General features: G+C 47.3%; 21 protein-coding genes. 8 read left to right on the top strand and 13 right to left on the bottom strand.

Going from position 1 to position 19,192, the window contains the following annotated elements; translation table 11 throughout:
• Positions 1-54 precede the first annotated feature (54 nt).
• On the top strand, positions 55-1,506 hold the full coding sequence (locus tag NBZ79_RS06170; RefSeq protein ID WP_251936428.1) for an aldehyde dehydrogenase family protein: 1,452 nt from the start codon (positions 55-57) through the stop codon (positions 1,504-1,506).
• A 195-nt stretch (positions 1,507-1,701) separates the two neighbouring features.
• On the opposite strand, the gene NBZ79_RS06165 is transcribed toward NBZ79_RS06170, so the two are convergent.
• The 8 genes from NBZ79_RS06165 to NBZ79_RS06130 all read right to left on the bottom strand — a co-directional run bounded on the left by NBZ79_RS06165 (position 1,702) and on the right by NBZ79_RS06130 (position 7,300).
• On the bottom strand, positions 1,702-2,184 hold the full coding sequence (locus NBZ79_RS06165) for a YHS domain-containing (seleno)protein (RefSeq protein ID WP_251936426.1): 483 nt from the start codon (positions 2,182-2,184) through the stop codon (positions 1,702-1,704).
• Between the two features lie 175 nt (positions 2,185-2,359).
• Positions 2,360-3,289, bottom strand: coding sequence for an AraC family transcriptional regulator (locus NBZ79_RS06160; RefSeq protein ID WP_251936425.1), 930 nt, complete (start codon positions 3,287-3,289; stop codon positions 2,360-2,362).
• 85 nt (positions 3,290-3,374) lie between these two features.
• Positions 3,375-4,001 (bottom strand): cation efflux transmembrane domain-containing protein, encoded by a 627-nt coding sequence (locus NBZ79_RS06155; RefSeq protein WP_251936423.1) that lies wholly within the window; start codon positions 3,999-4,001, stop codon positions 3,375-3,377.
• A gap of 76 nt (positions 4,002-4,077) precedes the next feature.
• Entirely contained in the window at positions 4,078-4,665 is a 588-nt protein-coding gene (locus tag NBZ79_RS06150; RefSeq protein ID WP_251936420.1) for a DoxX family protein, read from the bottom strand.
• 6 nt (positions 4,666-4,671) lie between these two features.
• Positions 4,672-5,436, bottom strand: coding sequence for an HvfC/BufC N-terminal domain-containing protein (locus tag NBZ79_RS06145; RefSeq protein ID WP_251936418.1), 765 nt, complete (start codon positions 5,434-5,436; stop codon positions 4,672-4,674).
• A complete protein-coding gene (bufB, locus tag NBZ79_RS06140; protein ID WP_251936415.1) occupies positions 5,426-6,310 on the bottom strand; it encodes an MNIO family bufferin maturase in 885 nt (294 codons plus the stop codon). The genes NBZ79_RS06145 and bufB overlap by 11 nt, the downstream gene beginning before the upstream one ends.
• 103 nt (positions 6,311-6,413) lie before the next feature.
• Complete coding sequence (locus NBZ79_RS06135; protein WP_251936412.1) at positions 6,414-6,728, bottom strand: BufA1 family periplasmic bufferin-type metallophore; 315 nt, start codon at positions 6,726-6,728, stop codon at positions 6,414-6,416.
• A gap of 95 nt (positions 6,729-6,823) precedes the next feature.
• Positions 6,824-7,300, bottom strand: coding sequence for a YHS domain-containing (seleno)protein (locus tag NBZ79_RS06130; RefSeq protein WP_251936410.1), 477 nt, complete (start codon positions 7,298-7,300; stop codon positions 6,824-6,826).
• Between the two features lie 195 nt (positions 7,301-7,495).
• Here NBZ79_RS06130 and NBZ79_RS06125 point away from each other — a divergent pair, with 195 nt between their 5' ends.
• Positions 7,496-8,083, top strand: coding sequence for a TetR/AcrR family transcriptional regulator (locus NBZ79_RS06125; RefSeq protein ID WP_251936408.1), 588 nt, complete (start codon positions 7,496-7,498; stop codon positions 8,081-8,083).
• A gap of 177 nt (positions 8,084-8,260) precedes the next feature.
• Positions 8,261-9,853: a gamma-glutamyltransferase family protein gene (locus NBZ79_RS06120; RefSeq protein ID WP_251936406.1), complete on the top strand. Its 1,593-nt coding sequence runs from the start codon at positions 8,261-8,263 to the stop codon at positions 9,851-9,853.
• Between the two features lie 34 nt (positions 9,854-9,887).
• On the opposite strand, the gene NBZ79_RS06115 is transcribed toward NBZ79_RS06120, so the two are convergent.
• Complete coding sequence (locus NBZ79_RS06115; protein ID WP_251936403.1) at positions 9,888-11,090, bottom strand: serine hydrolase domain-containing protein; 1,203 nt, start codon at positions 11,088-11,090, stop codon at positions 9,888-9,890.
• 165 nt (positions 11,091-11,255) lie between these two features.
• Between NBZ79_RS06115 and NBZ79_RS06110 the strand changes: the two genes are divergently transcribed.
• Entirely contained in the window at positions 11,256-12,014 is a 759-nt protein-coding gene (locus NBZ79_RS06110) for a creatininase family protein (RefSeq protein ID WP_251936401.1), read from the top strand.
• Between the two features lie 101 nt (positions 12,015-12,115).
• Here NBZ79_RS06110 and NBZ79_RS06105 read toward each other — a convergent pair whose 3' ends face one another.
• Complete coding sequence (locus NBZ79_RS06105; RefSeq protein ID WP_251936400.1) at positions 12,116-12,667, bottom strand: TetR/AcrR family transcriptional regulator; 552 nt, start codon at positions 12,665-12,667, stop codon at positions 12,116-12,118.
• A gap of 206 nt (positions 12,668-12,873) precedes the next feature.
• On the opposite strand from NBZ79_RS06105, the gene NBZ79_RS06100 reads away from it, so the two are divergent.
• The 3 genes from NBZ79_RS06100 to NBZ79_RS06090 are packed head-to-tail and all read left to right on the top strand — an operon-like array spanning position 12,874 to position 15,311.
• On the top strand, positions 12,874-13,494 hold the full coding sequence (locus NBZ79_RS06100) for a glutathione S-transferase family protein (RefSeq protein ID WP_420854587.1): 621 nt from the start codon (positions 12,874-12,876) through the stop codon (positions 13,492-13,494).
• A 30-nt stretch (positions 13,495-13,524) separates the two neighbouring features.
• Positions 13,525-14,205: a cupin domain-containing protein gene (locus NBZ79_RS06095; protein WP_251936396.1), complete on the top strand. Its 681-nt coding sequence runs from the start codon at positions 13,525-13,527 to the stop codon at positions 14,203-14,205.
• 14 nt (positions 14,206-14,219) lie between these two features.
• On the top strand, positions 14,220-15,311 hold the full coding sequence (locus NBZ79_RS06090) for a flavin monoamine oxidase family protein (protein ID WP_251936395.1): 1,092 nt from the start codon (positions 14,220-14,222) through the stop codon (positions 15,309-15,311).
• 122 nt (positions 15,312-15,433) lie between these two features.
• Here NBZ79_RS06090 and NBZ79_RS06085 read toward each other — a convergent pair whose 3' ends face one another.
• A complete protein-coding gene (locus NBZ79_RS06085) occupies positions 15,434-16,579 on the bottom strand; it encodes a substrate-binding domain-containing protein (RefSeq protein WP_251936394.1) in 1,146 nt (381 codons plus the stop codon).
• A 123-nt stretch (positions 16,580-16,702) separates the two neighbouring features.
• Between NBZ79_RS06085 and NBZ79_RS06080 the strand changes: the two genes are divergently transcribed.
• Positions 16,703-17,146, top strand: coding sequence for a MarR family winged helix-turn-helix transcriptional regulator (locus NBZ79_RS06080; RefSeq protein ID WP_251936393.1), 444 nt, complete (start codon positions 16,703-16,705; stop codon positions 17,144-17,146).
• A gap of 60 nt (positions 17,147-17,206) precedes the next feature.
• On the opposite strand, the gene NBZ79_RS06075 is transcribed toward NBZ79_RS06080, so the two are convergent.
• Positions 17,207-18,343, bottom strand: a complete 1,137-nt coding sequence (locus NBZ79_RS06075; RefSeq protein WP_251936392.1) for an NADH:flavin oxidoreductase/NADH oxidase — start codon at positions 18,341-18,343, stop codon at positions 17,207-17,209.
• 170 nt (positions 18,344-18,513) lie between these two features.
• On the bottom strand, positions 18,514-19,158 hold the full coding sequence (locus NBZ79_RS06070) for a HupE/UreJ family protein (protein WP_251936391.1): 645 nt from the start codon (positions 19,156-19,158) through the stop codon (positions 18,514-18,516).
• Positions 19,159-19,192 lie beyond the last annotated feature (34 nt).

Below are 19,192 nucleotides of genomic sequence, written 5' to 3'. Positions count from 1 at the left end.
TCCATAGTCCTATCCATCTGAATTTGCAACACGGGATTGGGACAGGGCCATAGAATGGGAAATCAGAAGAAAAATTATATTGGTGGTCAATGGGTCGCCGGAGACACTGAAGTCGAAAATCGTAATCCGTCAGATATTTCAGATGTAATTGGCCTTTTTGCCCAGGCGAATTCAGATCAGCTGGAAACTGCTCTCGATTCCGCTCGCGCCGCTCAGCAAGAATGGGCATCGTCCGGAATTGAACGACGATACGAAGCTCTTATGGGCATTGGCACCGAATTAATGGCGCGCTCAGCCGAATTGGGAGAGCTTTTATCACGGGAGGAAGGTAAACCGTTAGCTGAAGGGAAAGGTGAAGTCTATCGAGCGGGTCAATTCTTCACCTATTATGCAGCGGAAACTCTCAGACAGATTGGGCACAATGCGGATTCAGTGCGCGACGGTATTGAAATTGACATTCGTCGCGAACCGGTTGGTGTTGTCGGGATCATTTCACCCTGGAATTTCCCCACAGCAACTGCAAGCTGGAAAATAGCGCCGGCACTCGCCTATGGGAATGCTGTAATCTGGAAGCCGGCCAACGCAACTCCGGCTTCGGCAGTAGCTTTAACCGAAATCATCGAGAAACAAAACCTGCCGGCTGGCCTTTTCAATTTGGTTATGGGGTCCGGACGCTCCGTTGGTCAGGGACTTGTGGAAAGCCCTAAAATAGACGCTATTTCTTTCACGGGATCGGTTCCGGTTGGCCAGGGGATCGCCATGGCAGCAGTCCGGAATTTTACGAAAATACAATTAGAAATGGGTTCGAAAAATGCCCTTGCTGTCATGGACGACGGGGATCTCGATATCGCCGTAGCAGTCGCTCTTGGCGGCGCGTTCGGTGGCACCGGACAAAAATGCACAGCTTCATCCCGACTGATTGTGCATGACCGGGTACATGATGCATTCGTTGAAAAGCTTGTCGCAGGAGCAGAGGCCTTAAAAGTTGGGCATGCCCTTGACGGACAAACGCAGATAGGACCAGTTGTCAGCCAAGAGCAGCTTGAGGAAAACCTGAGCTATGTCTCTGCCGGAAAGGAAGAAGGCGCTGAATTACTATGTGGTGGCAACAGGCTGGAAATGCCGACGGAGGGATATTACATGGCGCCTGCCGTGTTTGCCGGAACAAAAAATGAAATGCGAATAAATCGGGAAGAAATGTTTGCCCCAATTGCCAGTGTTATAAAGGTTAGCTCCTATGAAGAGGCATTATCGACGGTAAATGATACGAATTTTGGCCTGACATCAGGAATAGTCACCCGTTCCTTGGCGCGAGCAACGCATTTTCGTCGCAATGCCCGAACTGGCTGTGTCATGGTAAATTTACCAACTGCCGGAACCGATTATCATGTTCCGTTTGGGGGTCGTGGTGACAGTTCCTATGGACCACGGGAACAAGGTTCCTACGCTGCTGAATTCTATACGGTTGTCAAAACTGCTTATATCGCTTCTGGACATCCTGAATAGATTATCTTTGTCTCGCTCTTGTTGTCGGAATTATCTTTGTTAAAAGGAAGAGGGTTTTCTGACTGACGTGAGTTTGATGAAAACCTCCCTTATCTAGAGGGAAAGTGTAAAATTTTTTTGGCTGGTATGGCGCTAATGCGATCCGCCGCTGACGCTGAAAGTGGATGTTACTGTCCACTTTCAGCAGTAAAATTATTACAGATCAATAGCAGCTGTATTCTGAATGCCTTTCCATTGAGTTTCTGCTTTGGAAATGGTTCCCGCCATATCTTTTTGGTAAATTTTGAAAATTTCTTCATTCAGGAACACATAAAGTTTTCCATCAATTACTGAAGCATAATCAGGGTCACCATCAAACTTTTTGCCGACGGAAACACCATAGGTGCAAAACCCGCCATTTTGCGGCGCATATAGATCGGGGTTATCCTCAAATTTTTCCAGGTTTTCTTCTGACGCGAAATAATATGCGACACCGTCATGAACGGCTGTAAAAGCGGCCGACCCATCAGCTCGATTTCCTAGATCTATAAAGGCCACTGGATCTACGCCATGTAAACCAAGCGGAGCGCCAACCGCAGTAAGACCCGGAGAGGTATTGAATTCATCTGCTGCAATCGCAGTCGAAACTGTTCCCATGCTTAACAGGGTTACGATAGCAAGCGTCGAAATTTTATACATTATATTTCCTTTCATGAGCATTTAAAATTCAGCCAAGAAAAGTGCCAAAAAGTATTTTTACGCGAAAACTTTTAGCCACTTGGCTTGAATGAAACATGAGCGGATTAGTACAAATAATCAATAATCTTGCCGGAAATAAGGGTATTTAGCAAAACTTATGATACGATATGCAAATTTACGCTGATTTTCTATATTTCGTCGGCGCTATACCAAATTTGTCAGAAAAAGCGCGCGTGAAGGCAGCTGGGGACTGATACCCGGAGTCAGAAGAAATTTCTTGGACGGATTTCTTCGAATTGTGCAAAAGGAAAAGAGATTTCTGCAACCTCCAGTCCGCAAGATAGGACATAGGGCCCATCTTTAGAAGGGATTGAAAACGATTGGCGAAACGGCTGCGTGACATTCCGATTTCACGGGCCAAGCTTTCTACAGTCCACAGATGCTCTGGCCTTGAATGCATCAGAGACAGGGACTGGCTTATCTGACTATCACTAAAGGCGGAAAGTACAGTTTCCAAATGCTTGTTGTTCTCAATGCCAATTCTAAGCAATTCGATAAACATGACCTCCGATAACCTTGTCACGGATGCCGCAGACCCGACTTTGCTTCCAGAGAACACCTGTCTTACTAACATCCGGATGACCTCGTCCAATGTGGCATTTTCAGCGCGCATTGATGCCGTCATAACCTGAAAATCAGGTAACGCATTTAGGATCGGATGATCTGCCTCGGGACGGAAACTAAAATGACCGCATATGAGTTTTGTTTTAGCATGAGGCTCGCCATCACCAACTGCAAGAACACCGTCCCCTGTATAGCCAGCGTCAGCGAGAACTGTTTCCAAAGAAGGCGCCGTTTTACCAGCTTCATCAGATAAAATATGTGAGCGGCCTCTCGGGATCACAATTAAATCCCCAGGGCCTAATACAGTTTGCTCACCAGAAGAGGGAAATCGAATATGCAGCCGCCCCTCTACGACCAGGTGAAATCGGGCTGCTTGCTGCAATTCAGGAACTTCAACGGCCCAGGGAGGCGAAAAGTTGGTTCGAAAATAGAATGCCCCCTTCAAATCAAGTGTATCTAAAACATCATCAAGTGTATCCATAAATCAAGCATAAGCCATTACATATCGTCTCGCAAGATGATACGATATGTAAATTTAACACGCAGTCGATGGAATATTGAGCGCGTTACGCTGCGGCTGAGCGAGGATAGAGTTCTCGCCAGGCACTTCTGAGAACACGGCTGGCAGAGCGCAGGAATAAAATCACCAGTGCAATTGCAATCAATATATCCGGCCATCCGGAGCTAAACGCCCAGACAGCCAATGTTGCCGCAATGACCGCAAGTCCTTCCATAACGTCATTGCGCGAGCATTCCCATACCGACGTCATATTTACGTCACCATTTCGATAAGGATACAATAAACGCAAACACAAGAGATTTGCCCCAAGATTGAGGAGTGCGGCTACGCCCATGGTTTCAAAAATAGGGACTTCAACATTTGACACCCGCCACGCAACCTGAACGGCCACCGCCGCCGCGGCACCGAATATCAGAAGGCCTTTAAACAATGCAACACGCGCTTTCATGGCAATGCTCGCCCCCACGACGGCCAAACTTAGTGCATATGTCAGCGCATCACCAAAATTATCCAATGCCCCTGACAACAGGGACGAGGACCCACTGAAGTAAGCTGCGCATATCATCATTACAAAAGTTGCAGCGTTGATCAAAAGAACCTGAATCAAGACCCGCCGCTGACGGTCCTTCAGAGCACTCACATCAATCTGTTTTTCACAGCAACTATCGCCCAAATCATTCTCCTTTTGACACGGCTTTACACAGAATTCCCATTTTCAAGAGGCACCAAAAAAATACCACCTCAAAGGGCTAATTTGACATTGACATTCTCTGATCCCTGGACTGACCAAAGACTGAGACGAAAATCTGATCAAGTGAGATCAAACCAGGCCCTTTAACAACGAGGTAGATTAATGGAAACATCCACAATAACCGCTGATCCATGATAACACTATCTTGCACACGATCAAACAGCTGACCAATTGTCTTGGCATCAATATTATGTCCGAAGATATCGACGATACTCATGATAATTATCATTACAGCCATACCAATCGAAGCTAGGCGTGTCGCCAGACCAACAAGTATCAAGGCTGGAAGAATAAATTCAGCATATGTTGCAGCAAAAACTATGACCGTATGCAGTGAAGACAGTTGGTCTGTGTCATATTCTGCTGCTTCCAGCGCTTTGGGGAAAATCTGTGCGTACGCGCCAACGGAAGGCGAGAATATACTATCTCCGATCTTCGTCAGTGCGGATTGCCAAAAGAAAGCAAGGAGGACGCTTGAGAAAATAAGGCGCGCCGCAAGACCAGGAAGCCAGTTTTGCAGCATTGTTTCTAATGGTCCGAACACGGCGGCATAAACATTACTGACGGTACTCATAAGTTTGGCCATGGTTCATTATCCTCGGTTTATGGCTGTTACCAGCCCGGTTTCAATTAATGCTGCAATCGCACTCGTAAGGTCAAATCCCTCAATCTCACTTGCTCTTTCAGCGCTTTCACCAAGTGACAATTTACACTGAAGATTTCTTATAAAACTTACAGTACCGACAGAGAGAAGGCGCATTCTGACATCATTTTCCAGCCGCCAGACCAAAACCTCTTCACCATTGGAGGGAATTTCGGGTTTCACCGCCGCCGTCTCTGCATTGTTCCAATGCCAGATGGAGGCAACTGGGTACTTGAAAACGGCAAATGCCGAAGCCGGATGAATAGAAAGAACCAGAGATTGAAATTCTGCCTCGGAAATCTCGGCAAAGGCAAGCTGCGAGACGGAATCCTTATCCGCCGCATGATAGACCTGTCGCCGCAACTGTTCGAGATAGGCCACCTCAGGTAGGTAATGAAGATCTGCAACCGGTTCAAACTTCGACAGAAAGTCTGGAAACATATCGCCATAAAGCATCAAAACAGGCGACTTTGGCGGATACTTCCGAACGAATACTGCTGCCATGGCACTAAAAAACTCATCTCCTACAATTTTCAATACTGTTGGAAAGGCTGTCTTGAGGGCCGTAATAAGGCTTGATACAACATTATTTTGATAGACAGAAAATCGTTTAGCAATATCAATGCCGTCACGAACCATAATTTCCGTAGGTAGCAGATTTTCCGGATTTAGCAGCGCACCAGAAAATGACTTCTGCAAATGATTAATGGACATTGAGGGCCTCATGTAACGGCAATGCTGCCCTCAAGATCTGCTCAGCTTTTTGAACTTCTGCGCTCAATATGTTCCAGCGAGGAATATCACTATCCCATTCGATGATAGTTGGAATAGATCCTATGCGTCCGATCAAATTCGTATAGAGCTGCCAAACAGGTTCCGCTACTTCCCGATTATGAGCATCTATTAGCAAAGAATTGTCCGTCGTCTCTGGATCTTTTGAAAAACCTGCAAGGTGGATTTCTTGAACCAGGTCGACTGGAAATCCAGCAATATATTCTTGAGCATCAAACCCGAGGTTGGTCGCCGAAACAAAGACATTGTTCACGTCCAACAACAAACCACACCCTGTGTGGGAAGTGACTTCTTTTAAGAATTCGATTTCCGAAAGGCTATTCTGATGGAAAGAAAGATATAAAGAAGGGTTTTCCAGAAGCATCTGTCGACCAAGGCAATTCTGAATTTGGTCAATGTGACCGCTCACCAGTTTAACAGTTTCTTCCGTATAGGGCAGCGGCAGTAAATCGTTGAGAAAACTACCGTTATGGCTACTCCAGGCAAGATGCTCGGAAAACAGTACTGGCTCATATCTGTCGCAAATCTTTTTTAATCGTTTCAAGTGAGCTGGATCAAGCCCCTCCGCAGATCCAATTGACAGTCCAACGCCATGGCAGGAAATTGGATAGTCGGCGCGAAGACTTTCGAGAACTTGATGAGGTCTGCCGCCGGCCCCCATATAATTTTCTGCATGAATTTCGAACAAACTGGATTTGTGATTTCCCTGAAGGATCTCTTCAAAATGCTCCGGTTTAAAACCAGCGCCAGCTCGCAGTAATGAGTGTGGCGGTATAGTTGATTCAAGAGCATTCATTTCCATTTGTCCTCAGCTAACGCTGAAGTCCGGTATTGCAATGACCACCAATAGAGTAAATCAATTGCGAATAAAGCACTTCAGCGAAGCATAGGTGTTGCTGTTAGGCCGCTGGATCACGATCTAGTTCGGACAGAGATCCTTCTCGCGCATTCCCGTTACTATCTTTGGGTAATTCCATTGAAAGACAGCTTCCCTTAGGAACCAGTTTCCAAGCGTTTCCTTGGTAGTCAACTGTTGATGTTCCGGCACACGTCGTACCTGGACCAGCCGCACAATCGTTTTCTCCTGCCAGCGAAACGCCGAAACATTTTTCCTTTGCTGCTGCTTCTACAGTATTCGTAGTAAGTGCAACGGTTGACAAAGCAGCGGTCACAGCTCCCGCCAAAGCAACTGCTGTCAGTGTTTTTGAAGCCATTATCAATTTCCTTTCATTAGGATAATATACGTATGTCTCTAATTGCGAGAGGTTTAGCCCTGTTCCCGCAATCAGAGACTTTATCGTTAGTCGATCTATTTCTGCAAGGCTTCTGGCGCTGTGTCTTTAATATTGACCCAATTAGTGTCAGCCTGCGCAATAAAGTCAGCTTCTTCGCTTACCCAGCGTTTTTGAACTGCTGGAGAAAGGTTCAAGTACAATTTCTTGTCAACAATCTTCCAGATAGAAGGATCGCCATCAAATTTAAATCCCATGGCTGTACCAAAAGCGCAGTACCCACCATATGCTGGCGCGAAAGCAACTGGATCAGCTTCAAATTCTTCTTTGTTGGCTTTGGAAGCAAATCGGTATGTCGCGCCGTTATACTCGGCAGTGTATTTTAGATCACCGGCGACAGGGCCGCTATCTTGAAAATAGGAAACCGGATCAAATCCACGCATTGCAAGACCAGTTGTTGTAGCATTTACATCGTTTCCTGCCGCGAAGGCTGAGGTAAGGAATGCGGTAGATAGAGCAAGACCAACTAGAACGGTCCGTAAGAACTTAATCATTTTTATTCTCCTGTTGCGGCATTTTCCGCCGCCTTTCTGTGGACTAATGTTTTCCGTCAGCACCCTTAGTAATGAGATATTTGCCAACCGGTAAAATGACATATATAATTAGGAACCAATTGGTACAATACACATAGTTGTGAACAGTTCGTGATCTGAAATAAACTATGTATGAAATGATGTTGGAGAATGGATTTGGCCAGACCGAGAGAGTTTAACATAGATGATGCGCTGGAAGGCGCCATGCAGATATTCTGGAAAAACGGATATGGCGCCACCAATCTGCCTGATTTATTGAAATCCATGAATATAACACGCGGTTCTTTTTACAAAGCCTTTGGTGATAAAAAGTCCGTGTATATCGAAGCGCTGAAAAGGTATGACCAAATACATATTAAATCGGCTGTTACCCTGCTGGAAGATGAAAAGGCAGGCACCAATATTGAGCGTTTGTCTACTCTTTTTTCCAACAGCATCAATGATGACATGCCCAGAGAGGAAAGACGGGGCTGTCTGATGTGTAATGCAATGGTTGAATTAGGGCCGACAGATGCGGTGGTCGCAAGATTAACAAGTAAAATGTATGCTTCCATACAAAGGGCCATCGTCTCCGCACTAATAGAAAATCGCGAAGCATGTGAATTGACAAGAAAAAATCTCAATGAAAAATCGGTTATTTTGACCAACCTGTATTTTGGATCCCATGCAATCAGTAAATCTGGCCAACCGGCCCCGAACTGGAGCACCCTTATCCAGGCGATCATCGGCGAAAACTCAACTTAATTGAAGCTCACCTTTGGCTGCTAAAACTCCTTGATGCAAAGTCTACTTTAAAGGCAAATTGTTTCGACAGATGACATCGATTGATAAGGACGTTACTGTCACAAACCTCCTGCCAAGCAGCCAGACCATAGTTTAAAGCTGTCTTACCGGGCAATTGCTACGAAGAGAGAAAATCAAATGCTGCAAACAAAACGTGCCTATGGCGGAATGGTCACTTCACCCCACCACCTCGCATCACGTGCCGGTATTCGGGTTCTAGAAGAAGGCGGCAATGCCATTGAGGCAATGATTGCCGCAGCAGCAATGATCACTGTCGCCTATCCTCATATGAACGCAATGGGAGGAGATAATTTCTGGCTGATCCATACGCCAGGTAAAAAAGTTCAGGGAATTGACGCCTGTGGGGGAGCAGCGGCAAAAGCCGATATCGAGTATTATAAAAACCAGGGATTTGACGCGATACCCTCCCGTGGAAGCCAGGCTGCTCTGACCGTCGCAGGCGCGGTTTCTGGATGGCAGGAAGCTTACAATTTCAGCCAAAAAAACTGGGGTGGAACTTTACCTATTGATCGCCTGCTGGAAGAGGCTATTTATTATGCCGACCAAGGTATTTCCGTTTCACAAACTTTTGCGAGCAATGCAGAAGCTAAACTGAAAGAGCTTGAGAATTCTCCCGGCTTTAAGGACACATATTTTATAGACGGCGCACTTCCGAAAATTGGTGCACGGTTCCATCAACCCCGTATTGCCGAAACTTTTCGGCATCTCAGCAAAGCCGGGCTGGATGATTTCTATCGTGGTGATCTGGCGCGAAAAATAGCGGCAGATCTGGAACGGGCTGGTTCTCCGTTGCGTATTGAAGATCTTGAACGTCACAATGCGCTTTCCGTCTCCCCACTCGCAGTTGATATTGCTGGCCATAAGCTATTCAACATGCCCCCACCTACGCAAGGATTAGCATCACTTCTTCTGCTTGGTGTTTATGAGCGCCTTCATATTGCGGAAGCTGAAACCTTCGATTTTATTCACGGACTTGTTGAAGCTACCAAACGGTCATTCAGAATCCGCGACAAGCATGTTACAGACCCCGATTTTATGGAGACGGCCCCAGCGGATTTTTTGTCTGCAGCTATTTTTGATAGCTTGGCGTCAGACATTGATATGGAAAGAGCTCTTCCATGGCCCGAAGCAGCTGCAAAAGGAGATACGGTTTGGTTAGGTGCTGTTGACAGCCAGGGGCGTGCCGTCAGCTTTATCCAAAGCATTTTTTGGGAATTTGGGTCCGGGGTCGTTCTGGACGAAACCGGAATTACCTGGCAGAACCGGGGTACCAGCTTTTCATTGGATCACACTCATCATAATAGTCTGCAGCCCTTTCGCCGTCCTTTCCACACCATCCAACCGGCTTTGGCGCACTTGAAAGGCGGTCGGGTCATGCCCTACGGAACCATGGGCGGCGAGGGCCAGCCGCAAACACAGGCAATGATCTTCAGTCGACATGTTCTATATGGTCAGGATTTGCAGCAATCCATTTCCGCCCCGCGTTGGCTTTTGGGCCGGACTTGGGGCGCTGAGACATCTAACCTTCGGATCGAAAATCGGGTTGCGCCCCATATCATTCAGCAATTATTGGAGGCTGGCCATGATTTAGAGGTGATCGGAGCCTATGATGAAGTAATGGGACATGCAGGCGCCTTGGTTCACCATCCAAATGGCCTTATCGAAGGGGCTGCCGACCCGCGAAGTGACGGTTTAGCTCTTGGATTTTAGAGCAGTAGTTCAGCATTCAAAATATCAAACACCTTCAATTTACAATCGCGTTATAAACCCAGTTTCTGATTTTTGGTCGATATAGGGACCTTTGATCCGGCTGCTGTATCATAAAGACGATGATCAGCTCTTCAGCCGGGTCAATCCAGAAATATGTACCTGCATAACCTCCCCACCAATAGCTGCCTTTCGATCCTGCAGCAAACCCCTCATCGGAGAGGCGGACAGCAAAACCAAATCCAAACCCGTTCTCGTCAGTAAGAAGGTCATAATTGCCGGGACGGACGTCACCAAGTTGATCTTGCGTCATCTGGGCAACCGTTTCTTCTTTCAGCAAACGCTTACCCTCATAAATACCGCCATTGAGCATCATACTGCTGAAAATTAGATAGTCGTCTGCCGTTGACATCAAGCCACCACCCCCAGAATGGAGGATCGGTACGTTCAGAGGATCAAGTAGTCCCTTAAACTGCGGCTCCACTATTCTAGCCTTCTCCTCCTCATCAACATAAAATGCCGTATCGTTCATACCTAAAGGACCGAGAATTTCTGACTTAAAAAATTGATCCAGCTTTTTCCCTGAAACAACTTCGATAACGCGGCCAAGAACATCCGTTGAATGGCTATACTCCCATGCATCTCCCGGCTGATGTTCCAGGGGAAGAGCAGCCAGCTTACCTACCATTTCGGCAGTTGTTTGACCCGCATCATACAAATCAACCTTTTGGTATTCTGCTCGAACTTCAGTATCGCCAAAGAAACCATAAACAATCCCGGATGTGTGGCGAAGCAGATCGGAAATAGTGATTGGATTGTCCGGCGCATAAAGATCCCCCAACTCCATGACCTTGGTTTCTGCAAAAGCCGGAAGGAATTTAGAGACCGGATCGGTAAGCTGGATTCTCCCCTGCTCCATCAACATCATAATACCAACCGTTGTTATCGGTTTGGACATGGAGTAGATACGGAATATATCATCGGTTTTCAATGGCCCGGGTGCAGCGCCCCTGCCCCGAGTACCAAAAGCTTTTTGATAAACAAGCTTGCCATGCCGCATCACGGCCACCGTGGCCCCCGAGATCGTCCCATTATCAACATCTTCTTGAAGATTTATGTCCATCAATCCAAGTTTCTCAGGTGAAAGTCCAACTGCATCTGGTGGCGTGATGTCTGTGGCGAAACCAGGACTTGTAAACGTAAAAAGCGCTAGAAATGCAACATAAATTCGTATTTTCATAATTCCTCTAATTGATTGCTTGAGGGGGGGCTGGATAGTAATTTACACATTAGCTTACTAGAATAGATTGAACCATACCTCACATAAAATATTATATCCCTGCACATGATGAAACGATAGAATGTGATGACTTAAGGCGGGAAATGGAATTTGAAGGAGAGAGGCATGCGCCTGCAATTGAGAACATGGCCGGAAGTAGAGGATTATCTGAAAAATTCTGCAGGTATTATCATTCCCATAGGGTCAACTGAGCAGCATGGGCCTACTGGCTTTATTGGAACTGACGCCCTGTGCCCTGAGCTGGTTGCAACTGAGATTGGACAACGCCAGAATGTCATGGTTGCACCAACCCTGAGTATTGGCATGGCTCAACATCATCTCGGCTTCTCAGGATCAATTACATTGCGTCCGACAACGCTTATCTCAGTTGTGTGTGATGTGGTCAATTCGCTAAGGCGCCATGGATTTAACCGCTTCTTTTTCTTAAATGGACATGGCGGTAACATCGCCACATGCGAAGCCGCATTTTCTGAAATTTATGCCGAAAGCAGTTTGGGTATCGCGGGACAAAACCAGCCATCTGTCCGTTGCCATCTAGAGAACTGGTGGAATAGTGAAGCCATTAAGGAAATTTCAAAAAGGGAGTATGGAGACGCAGAAGGCAGCCATGCCACCCCCTCAGAAGTCTCACTCACCTATTTTGGGTATCCGGAAGACGGCGCAAGGGTAAAGCGCGACGAATTAACCCCGCCTGTTGCTCCGGGCGGGCCAATTTATGATGCAACTGATTTCCGCCGAAGATTTGCTGATGGCCGGATGGGTTCGGATCCAACACTATCTACCCCCGAAGTTGGCCAAGAATTATTTGAAGCCTCTGTTCGTTCAGTCGGACAAGCCTATGAAAACTTCATAACCGCTGAATAAGGCAATCACTCCGTAGTCGATAACCTGCGATCGTAAACTTAAATATTTTCAACCAGCCTGTATTTATTATATGTCCTAGCCGAGCAAAACCACCAATTCATTTATATAGATGTTTTCAAGATCCGCGCCGCAGTCACATCAAATGCTTCTCGGGATCCAAGGGTTGTCGAGACGATCATAGCCCCTTCCAGGGCCGCGACAATTTCAAGTGATGTCAATCTGGCCGGGTTATCCGCACCGTTCCTAAATCGTTTATCAAGCCAGTCAGTGTTCATCTGGAAAAAGGCCTGAACGCGTTCTCGGATACGAGGGGCTAATCCATTAACTTCCGCGCCGAGGATCGCACAAAGACAGACGGAATCACCAAGGACCAGCGCTCGCCCATAAAGTCCGACAAACGCTGTCAGTGCGTCAATCAGGCTCTGAGTGTTGGCGTCAATTTTGTCCAATTCATTTTTGAAATTTTCCGCATACCGATTGACCAACGCTTCCCCAAGATCCTCTTTTTTAAGGAAGTAATAGTGAACACTCGAGCTTTTGACCCCAACATCAGCTGCCAGATCGCGAAAACTAACTGCATTGAATCCGACATGGCGCACCCTCTTTTCCGCCGCCGCCAGTAGCTTCTCCTTGATTGAATCCGTTTTCATCATCCACCTTTAACCTATTAATTCACCCGGCAAATCAAGTGAACTGGCGTTCATTGCTCCAGAATTAGCGTATTTTTGATATTTTGCCTATCTACTGATAGATACTTCTTGACATCCTTTCAGTCAAGAGCTAAGTAGGGTTTGTTTTTAATATCTACCTACTGATAGATAGATCAATAAATGAAATGTCAATTTTGGAGATAAACATGATTAAGGTTTTTGATATCGAAGGATTTCCTAATCCAGCCCGTGTGCGAATTGCTCTTGCAGAGAAGGGCGCGCTTGACCAAGTGGAATTTGTGCCGGTTGATGTAATGGCTGGAGAACACCGCACAGATGCGTTTAAAGCACGAAACCCCGACGCAACTGTTCCCTATATTGAACTTGAAGACGGCTCCTGTATTTCACAATGCACCGCGATAACAGAATATATTGATGGCACATTTGAAGGGCCGAATTTAATTGGAAAGACGCCGAGGGAACGTGCCCGAATCCACATGATGAACCTGAGGGCCGAAGCCGGATTAGTTGACGCGGTTGGCGCTTATTTCCACCATGCCACACCTGGTTTGGGGCCGGATCTTGAAACTTATCAAAATGCGGAATGGGGGGAAAAGGAAAAGGAAGTAGCGTTGAAAACAATGCGCTATCTGGATAGTGTACTAGCAACTGATCCTTATCTGGCCGGCGATGAATTCTCTATGGCGGATATCACTGCTTTTGCCGGCCTCGCCTTTGCCGATTTCGCGAATATTGAAACCCCGGCGAACTTGACGAATCTCAAGGCATGGCGCAAAAAAATGGCGGCACGACCCAGCTTTACCAATTGAGAATTTGAATGAACGAAGGAGAATACAGCTATGGAATTGAACGCTGATTTTAACAAACGTGTTGTGATGCATGCTGACGAGATTGACTGGCTGTCCTCTCCCATACCTGGGGTGGATCGACGGATGCTAGACCGCATCGGTGGCGAAGTAGCACGGGCAACAACGATTGTCCGTTACGCCCCGAATAGTAAATTCTCACCTCATATCCACACAGGCGGGGAAGAGTTTATTGTCCTTGAAGGCGTATTTCAGGATGAGCATGGCGATTTCCCTGCCGGCTCCTATATTCGCAACCCTCCAACCTCGGGCCACACACCGGGCTCAGATAAAGGATGTGTTATCTTTGTAAAACTCTGGCAATTCGATTTGAAAGACAGAACCCCCGTTAAAATTGATATGAACAAAATGGGTTCAATACGTGATGCAGACCGCGCCGGTGTTTCGGTTATGCCCCTGTTTATGGATGAGCGGGAAACCGTAAGGATGGAAACTTGGGATGCAAATGCAGGAATTGGGCTGGATCTGCCTGACGGCGGAGAATTTCTGGTTCTGGACGGCGAATTCACCGAAACAGGTGATCAGCTCCGTAGCCATTCCTGGCTAAGAATCCCAATGGGTGGCCGTCTCGATGCAAAAGTAGGGCATGATGGCGCCAAAGTCTGGGTAAAGAGCCGTCATTTGCGCTTTGCTGATGCGCCGATCTCCTTTTGAGCACGAAGTTCCCCATGACAGAGAAAAGAAACGTAACCGACGTAATCATTATAGGAGCCGGTTTGTCCGGCCTCACGGCAGCATTATTACTGCAAGAGGCCGGCAAAACTGTCACGGTTCTTGAAGCCAGCAATCGACTTGGCGGCCGCATTCGTAGCGTTTTCGACAAAGAAACCGATACTTATATAGCTGACCTTGGCCCAACCTGGATTTGGCCGGATTTTCAGCCCATCATTCATCGCTGGATGAACAAACTCGATCTGGAAGGATTCCCGCAATATGAACTTGGCCTCACAATTTTGGATTACGGGCGGGAGAATAAGCCTGAGCGACAGCTTCTACCTGGCCAGGAAGGGAGTGTCAGGCCGCTTGGCGGGCCGCAGGCTCTAATCGATGCTCTGAGCTCACGCTTGGCTGACAAAACAGTCAAATTTGGGAAACCGGTTCGCTCTGTGACTGTCGAAGACCAACATATCGAGATTAAGCTAACTGATATCAGCGAAGCGCCACTTCATTGCAGCCAGGTCATTATTGCGATCCCTCCCCGGGTAGCTCTCAAGACACTGACCTTTAATCCAGTACTGCCACTGCCCCTACAACAGGCGCTTTCCGCCATGCCAACTTGGATGGCATCTCACGCCAAAGCCATCGTTCTTTATGATACAGCCTTTTGGCGGAAGGCCGGGCTTTCTGGCCGTATTGCAAGCCGTGAAGGCCCCCTTGTTGAAACCCATGATCATAGTGGCCCGGAAGGAAATCCGGCGGCATTATTCGGTTTTGTTGGCTGGCATCATCAATTACGCAAGCAGTTTGCCAGTCAACTACCGAACCATATTACGGCTCAATTGAAAAGATGTTTCGGCGAAGACAGTCCGGCACCCCTAGCCATACATATCGAAGACTGGGCGACGAATACATTAACCGCAGTTCCTGAGGACCTGGCTGCTCCGATGGCCCATCCTGCAGTTGGCCCAAATATCCTTCGTGCGCCCTTTCTCGATGAAAAGATCTTTTTTGCCGGAGCGGAAACCGCTCGCCATGACCCCGGACTGATTGCAGGTGCACTTGACGCGGCGGAGCATGCCGCCTACTCAGTACTAAAATAAGCGATGACTACCGTTAAGTTCAGTCAGGCCAAGACCAAATATGTCGCTTGAATAACCTCAATCCTCAACGCCCACTTTTTTGCCGCGCAATCCTTATGGTTTGTGCTTATTTGGGGTTGAAACTAGAGTTCTTCCAAAATGGAAAACTTAAATCCGTCAGCACGCGCCAGGTATATGGGAAGGTTTTTGGACTTGTTGTTAAGGTAGGTTGCATCCCTTGCGGAGCGGTATGTAATTGCAGAAGAAGTGTTTTTAGATAGTGCATACTGACTGTGGGTTTGTTTTTTCATCAATTCAGCAAGGAACTGGACGCCTTCATAGGACGATTGACCGAGTGAGTTAAGAGCTGGTGCCCTTTCACCATGCTGTCCATAATATTTTTCTTTAAATGAGTTATTGGATGGCGTGTTCAAAGTGGAAAAATACGAAGAGGATGAGTATAGTCTTTTCGAGTTTTCCTCTCCAATAGCCAGCAAACCATTTTCTTCAATGGCGCAGGAAAGCCTGATAATCTGCCTATCCAGCGCAAGTGATCCAAAGGCTCGGTTAAAATCAACAGCATCCTGACCAACGAAAGACAATAGCACGGCTTCCGCACCACTCGCGTTTAGATCATCAATCAACCGTTCGGTGCGGTCCACACCAAATGGCACATAATGCTCATAGGTCACCTTGCCCCCCTGGGATTGAATACACTTCTTGGCAAAATAATTAGATGCTCTGGGCCACACATAATCATTTCCGATCAGAGCCCAATTCTTGATTTTATGCAAAGAGGCAATACTCCGGATTGCCGGAACCAGTTGATCATCCGGTGTTTCGCCAATCGCATAAACACCAGGGCTCTCCTCACCACCTTCGTATAGAGGTGTGTAAATATAGGGTACGCGTCCACGGACCACTTTCGCAAGTTGCTGTCGAACAGCGCTTATGTGCATGCCAACAATGGCGTCAATCTCACCAAACTCAATCATCTCGTGAATTGTATGGTAAAGATCACCGTCTGCTTCAAAGGCAGCATCCACTAAAACCAGTTCAACCTGTTTACCAAGTATGCCGTTTTCCAAGTTAAGCTCAGCAATTGCTACCTGCGCGCTTGCGATGCAAGACGGCCCCCATAGACCCGCCGCGCCACACATCGGAACAAGCAATCCAATCCGGAAGCGATCCTCTTTCAAAGAAACATGCCATTTTTCCGAAGCGAATGTATTAGCGCCGAATGCAGGTATTCCTGCATAAAAACGACGGCTTAGTTCCATGGTCGCCATGCACTTTAACTCTTTCCATTGAGGAAATTCGTCATATAATAAATTAATTTTCCAAATTAAGTATACAGTGGAATAGTAATAATGTAAATCTGGCATAAAATCAGTAGAAGGCGCACACTGAAAATGAGCATTACAAAAGAAAAAATTACGGACAACTTGGCTTATGTGCTGGCACAAGCACATCGGGAAGTACATCTCAAGTTCGAGCAAAGATTGCGGTTGGAAGGCGTCCAGGTTGAGCATTGGCGCATTTTGGATGTCCTCAGCGACGAAAAAGGCCGGTCTATGGGTGATCTGGCCGGAATAGTGCTCATGAACCATCCAGCTTTAACAAAAATGCTCGATAAAATGGTTGCCAATGGCCTGATCCATCGCTCACTGGATCAAAATGATCAACGGAAAGTCCTTGTTTTTATTACAAATTCAGGACTGGAACTGCATCAGAGGCTAAACACACATGCCGTTGAATTCCATAGTCAATTTAATTCCAATATCGGATCTGACAAGGTCGAGCGATTGAAAAGACTGTTGAATGAAATTATTGACGAAGCTCCTCACCTAAATTGAAGTGCGCCTCGCCAGCAATGGATCGAACAGCCTCGCAGCTCACATGAAATTTGTCGGCAGTTAACGTAACCCGAGTTTGCGAACAAGGCGCTCTCGTTTATCGAGCCACCAGCCAAATTCGCTATGCCATTTTGAATATCTTTCGTCAGCGCCAAGTTCCGCAGCAGCATGTAATGGCCAGTTTGGATCATCAAGAAATTCTCTTGCCATTGCGATCATATCGGCACTCCCGGTATCAATAACGGCCTGGCAGGCCTTGGCGTCCCAAAGAAAGCCAACGGCCATGGTGGCGATTCCCGCCTCCTCACGAATACGATCCGCAAACGGTACTTGAAATCCCTGCTCGATTTTCATCCGTTTCGGACGTTCTCTTCCCCCAATTCCTCCGGTGGAACAATCAATCATATCGACGCCTTCGGCGGCAAGTGCTCGGGCAATTTCGACAACATCTTCGATTTCAAGTCCGCCTTCCAGCCAGTCAGTCGCAGACAGGCGAAAGATCAGTGGATACTCTTCTGGCCAATCTGACCGGACCGCTCGCGCAACCTCTATTGCAAAACGACACCGTCGCTGCGCATCCCCACCCCATTTATCTGTTCTTTTGTTGGTAATTGGCGAGAGAAACTGATGTACCAGAAAGCCATGTGCGGCATATATTTCTATAACCCTGAAGCCGGCTTCTGCGGAACGTCTGGCAGCCGACTTAAACGCCTGAAGGGTTTTTTCTATTTGTGCCTCTGACATCTCAATCGGGCTTGGCCATCCATCTGCATAAGGGATTTTTGATGGCGCGATGGCTGTCCAGGGCGCTTCATTCCTTTCCAGAATATCCTGTTCATCTACAGGTGTTTCTCCGTGCCAGGGTCGCCGTTCTGATGCTTTACGCCCCGCATGACCGAGCTGAATTCCCGCAACCGAGCCTTCCGCCGCAATAAATTTGGTCACCGGTTGTAACTGCTCTATCTGTTGGTCTTCCCAAAGCCCCAGATCACCATGTGTTCTACGACCATCAGCTTCTACTGCTGTTGCCTCTGCAAAAACCAGCCCCGCCCCGCCCAGAGCAAAGCGTCCGAGATGAACCAAGTGCCAATCATTGGCATATCCATTTTTGGCTCGATACTGACTCATGGGAGAAACAGCAATCCGGTTTTTCAGGGTAATGCCACGCAGCTGTATGGAATCAAATAATCCAGTCATGGGTATTAAGGTCCATCCTTTTTGCCGGGAAGTCTAAATTTTTTGACAGAAAAGCCGAAAGTATGGATCAACAGATAATCCATACTTTCGGCATTGTAAACTTAGGTGCCGCTGCAATACACACATATGTGCAATGCTTTACCTTAATTCTCTAACGAAGGTTCCGAGCTTTAAAGGAGCGCTCCAAAAACCATTCCTTCGATATTTTCAAGTGTTAGGAAAGCTCCCATTCCGGCAACAGCAGCGCCGGCAATTCGAGCTTCAACAGCCTGTGCCGCAGTCGCTTTCCAAACCTTCACAACTAAATACCCAGAGGCCAGCGCAATGCCATACTGCAGAACACCTAGACCAATCAGATAGCCAAAAAGAACCGGCGCCCCAACACTGGCCTCCTGCGCGGCAATTGAATCGCCAAAGGCGGAGCCGTGAAACAGCCCGAAAATCGCAAACAGTGCAATAGCTGGTGCGACACTGAGGGCTCGGCCCGAGAGTACGACAATGCCAACCGTCAGGAGGGAAAGCCCGATAATAACTTCTTTGAAAGGAAGGCCAATCCCGAAGCTCATCATCAAGCAGCCAACCAACATTGCACCGATATATGCCGCAGGTGCCAATCTGGCATATCCTGTATACAAAGCCGCGACACCGATCGCGATGACAAAGAATAAATGATCAAAACCGAGAAGCGGATGCCCAATGCCGGAAAGAAGACCTTGGGCGAAGGTTTCCATCGGTTGGCCAGCTAAGGGATGATGCGCCAACGCCGGCGTCGCACTGGCGAGTACGCCGAGTGCCGCAAGAAAATATTTTTTCATGTTTTATCCTTTTTTCTTTCTAACAATTTAGATA

The sequence above is a fragment of the Sneathiella marina genome (genome assembly GCF_023746535.1).
In the GTDB taxonomy this organism is placed as follows: Bacteria; Pseudomonadota; Alphaproteobacteria; order Sneathiellales; family Sneathiellaceae; genus Sneathiella; species Sneathiella marina.
Note: the sequence above shows the minus strand (reverse complement) of the source record. Positions and strands in the feature narration are given on the sequence as shown.

What these genes read in the sequence shown, in the direction of transcription:
- NBZ79_RS06170 (WP_251936428.1), top strand. Translation starts at nt 55, where the DNA reads ATGGGAAATCAGAAGAAAAATTATATTGGTGGTCAATGGGTCGCCGGA.
- NBZ79_RS06165 (WP_251936426.1), bottom strand. Translation starts at nt 2,184, where the DNA reads ATGTATAAAATTTCGACGCTTGCTATCGTAACCCTGTTAAGCATGGGA.
- NBZ79_RS06160 (WP_251936425.1), bottom strand. Translation starts at nt 3,289, where the DNA reads ATGGATACACTTGATGATGTTTTAGATACACTTGATTTGAAGGGGGCA.
- NBZ79_RS06150 (WP_251936420.1), bottom strand. Translation starts at nt 4,665, where the DNA reads ATGGCCAAACTTATGAGTACCGTCAGTAATGTTTATGCCGCCGTGTTC.
- NBZ79_RS06145 (WP_251936418.1), bottom strand. Translation starts at nt 5,436, where the DNA reads ATGTCCATTAATCATTTGCAGAAGTCATTTTCTGGTGCGCTGCTAAAT.
- bufB (WP_251936415.1), bottom strand. Translation starts at nt 6,310, where the DNA reads ATGAATGCTCTTGAATCAACTATACCGCCACACTCATTACTGCGAGCT.
- NBZ79_RS06135 (WP_251936412.1), bottom strand. Translation starts at nt 6,728, where the DNA reads ATGGCTTCAAAAACACTGACAGCAGTTGCTTTGGCGGGAGCTGTGACC.
- NBZ79_RS06130 (WP_251936410.1), bottom strand. Translation starts at nt 7,300, where the DNA reads ATGATTAAGTTCTTACGGACCGTTCTAGTTGGTCTTGCTCTATCTACC.
- NBZ79_RS06120 (WP_251936406.1), top strand. Translation starts at nt 8,261, where the DNA reads ATGCTGCAAACAAAACGTGCCTATGGCGGAATGGTCACTTCACCCCAC.
- NBZ79_RS06115 (WP_251936403.1), bottom strand. Translation starts at nt 11,090, where the DNA reads ATGAAAATACGAATTTATGTTGCATTTCTAGCGCTTTTTACGTTTACA.
- NBZ79_RS06110 (WP_251936401.1), top strand. Translation starts at nt 11,256, where the DNA reads ATGCGCCTGCAATTGAGAACATGGCCGGAAGTAGAGGATTATCTGAAA.
- NBZ79_RS06105 (WP_251936400.1), bottom strand. Translation starts at nt 12,667, where the DNA reads ATGATGAAAACGGATTCAATCAAGGAGAAGCTACTGGCGGCGGCGGAA.
- NBZ79_RS06095 (WP_251936396.1), top strand. Translation starts at nt 13,525, where the DNA reads ATGGAATTGAACGCTGATTTTAACAAACGTGTTGTGATGCATGCTGAC.
- NBZ79_RS06090 (WP_251936395.1), top strand. Translation starts at nt 14,220, where the DNA reads ATGACAGAGAAAAGAAACGTAACCGACGTAATCATTATAGGAGCCGGT.
- NBZ79_RS06085 (WP_251936394.1), bottom strand. Translation starts at nt 16,579, where the DNA reads ATGGCGACCATGGAACTAAGCCGTCGTTTTTATGCAGGAATACCTGCA.
- NBZ79_RS06080 (WP_251936393.1), top strand. Translation starts at nt 16,703, where the DNA reads ATGAGCATTACAAAAGAAAAAATTACGGACAACTTGGCTTATGTGCTG.
- NBZ79_RS06075 (WP_251936392.1), bottom strand. Translation starts at nt 18,343, where the DNA reads ATGACTGGATTATTTGATTCCATACAGCTGCGTGGCATTACCCTGAAA.
- NBZ79_RS06070 (WP_251936391.1), bottom strand. Translation starts at nt 19,158, where the DNA reads ATGAAAAAATATTTTCTTGCGGCACTCGGCGTACTCGCCAGTGCGACG.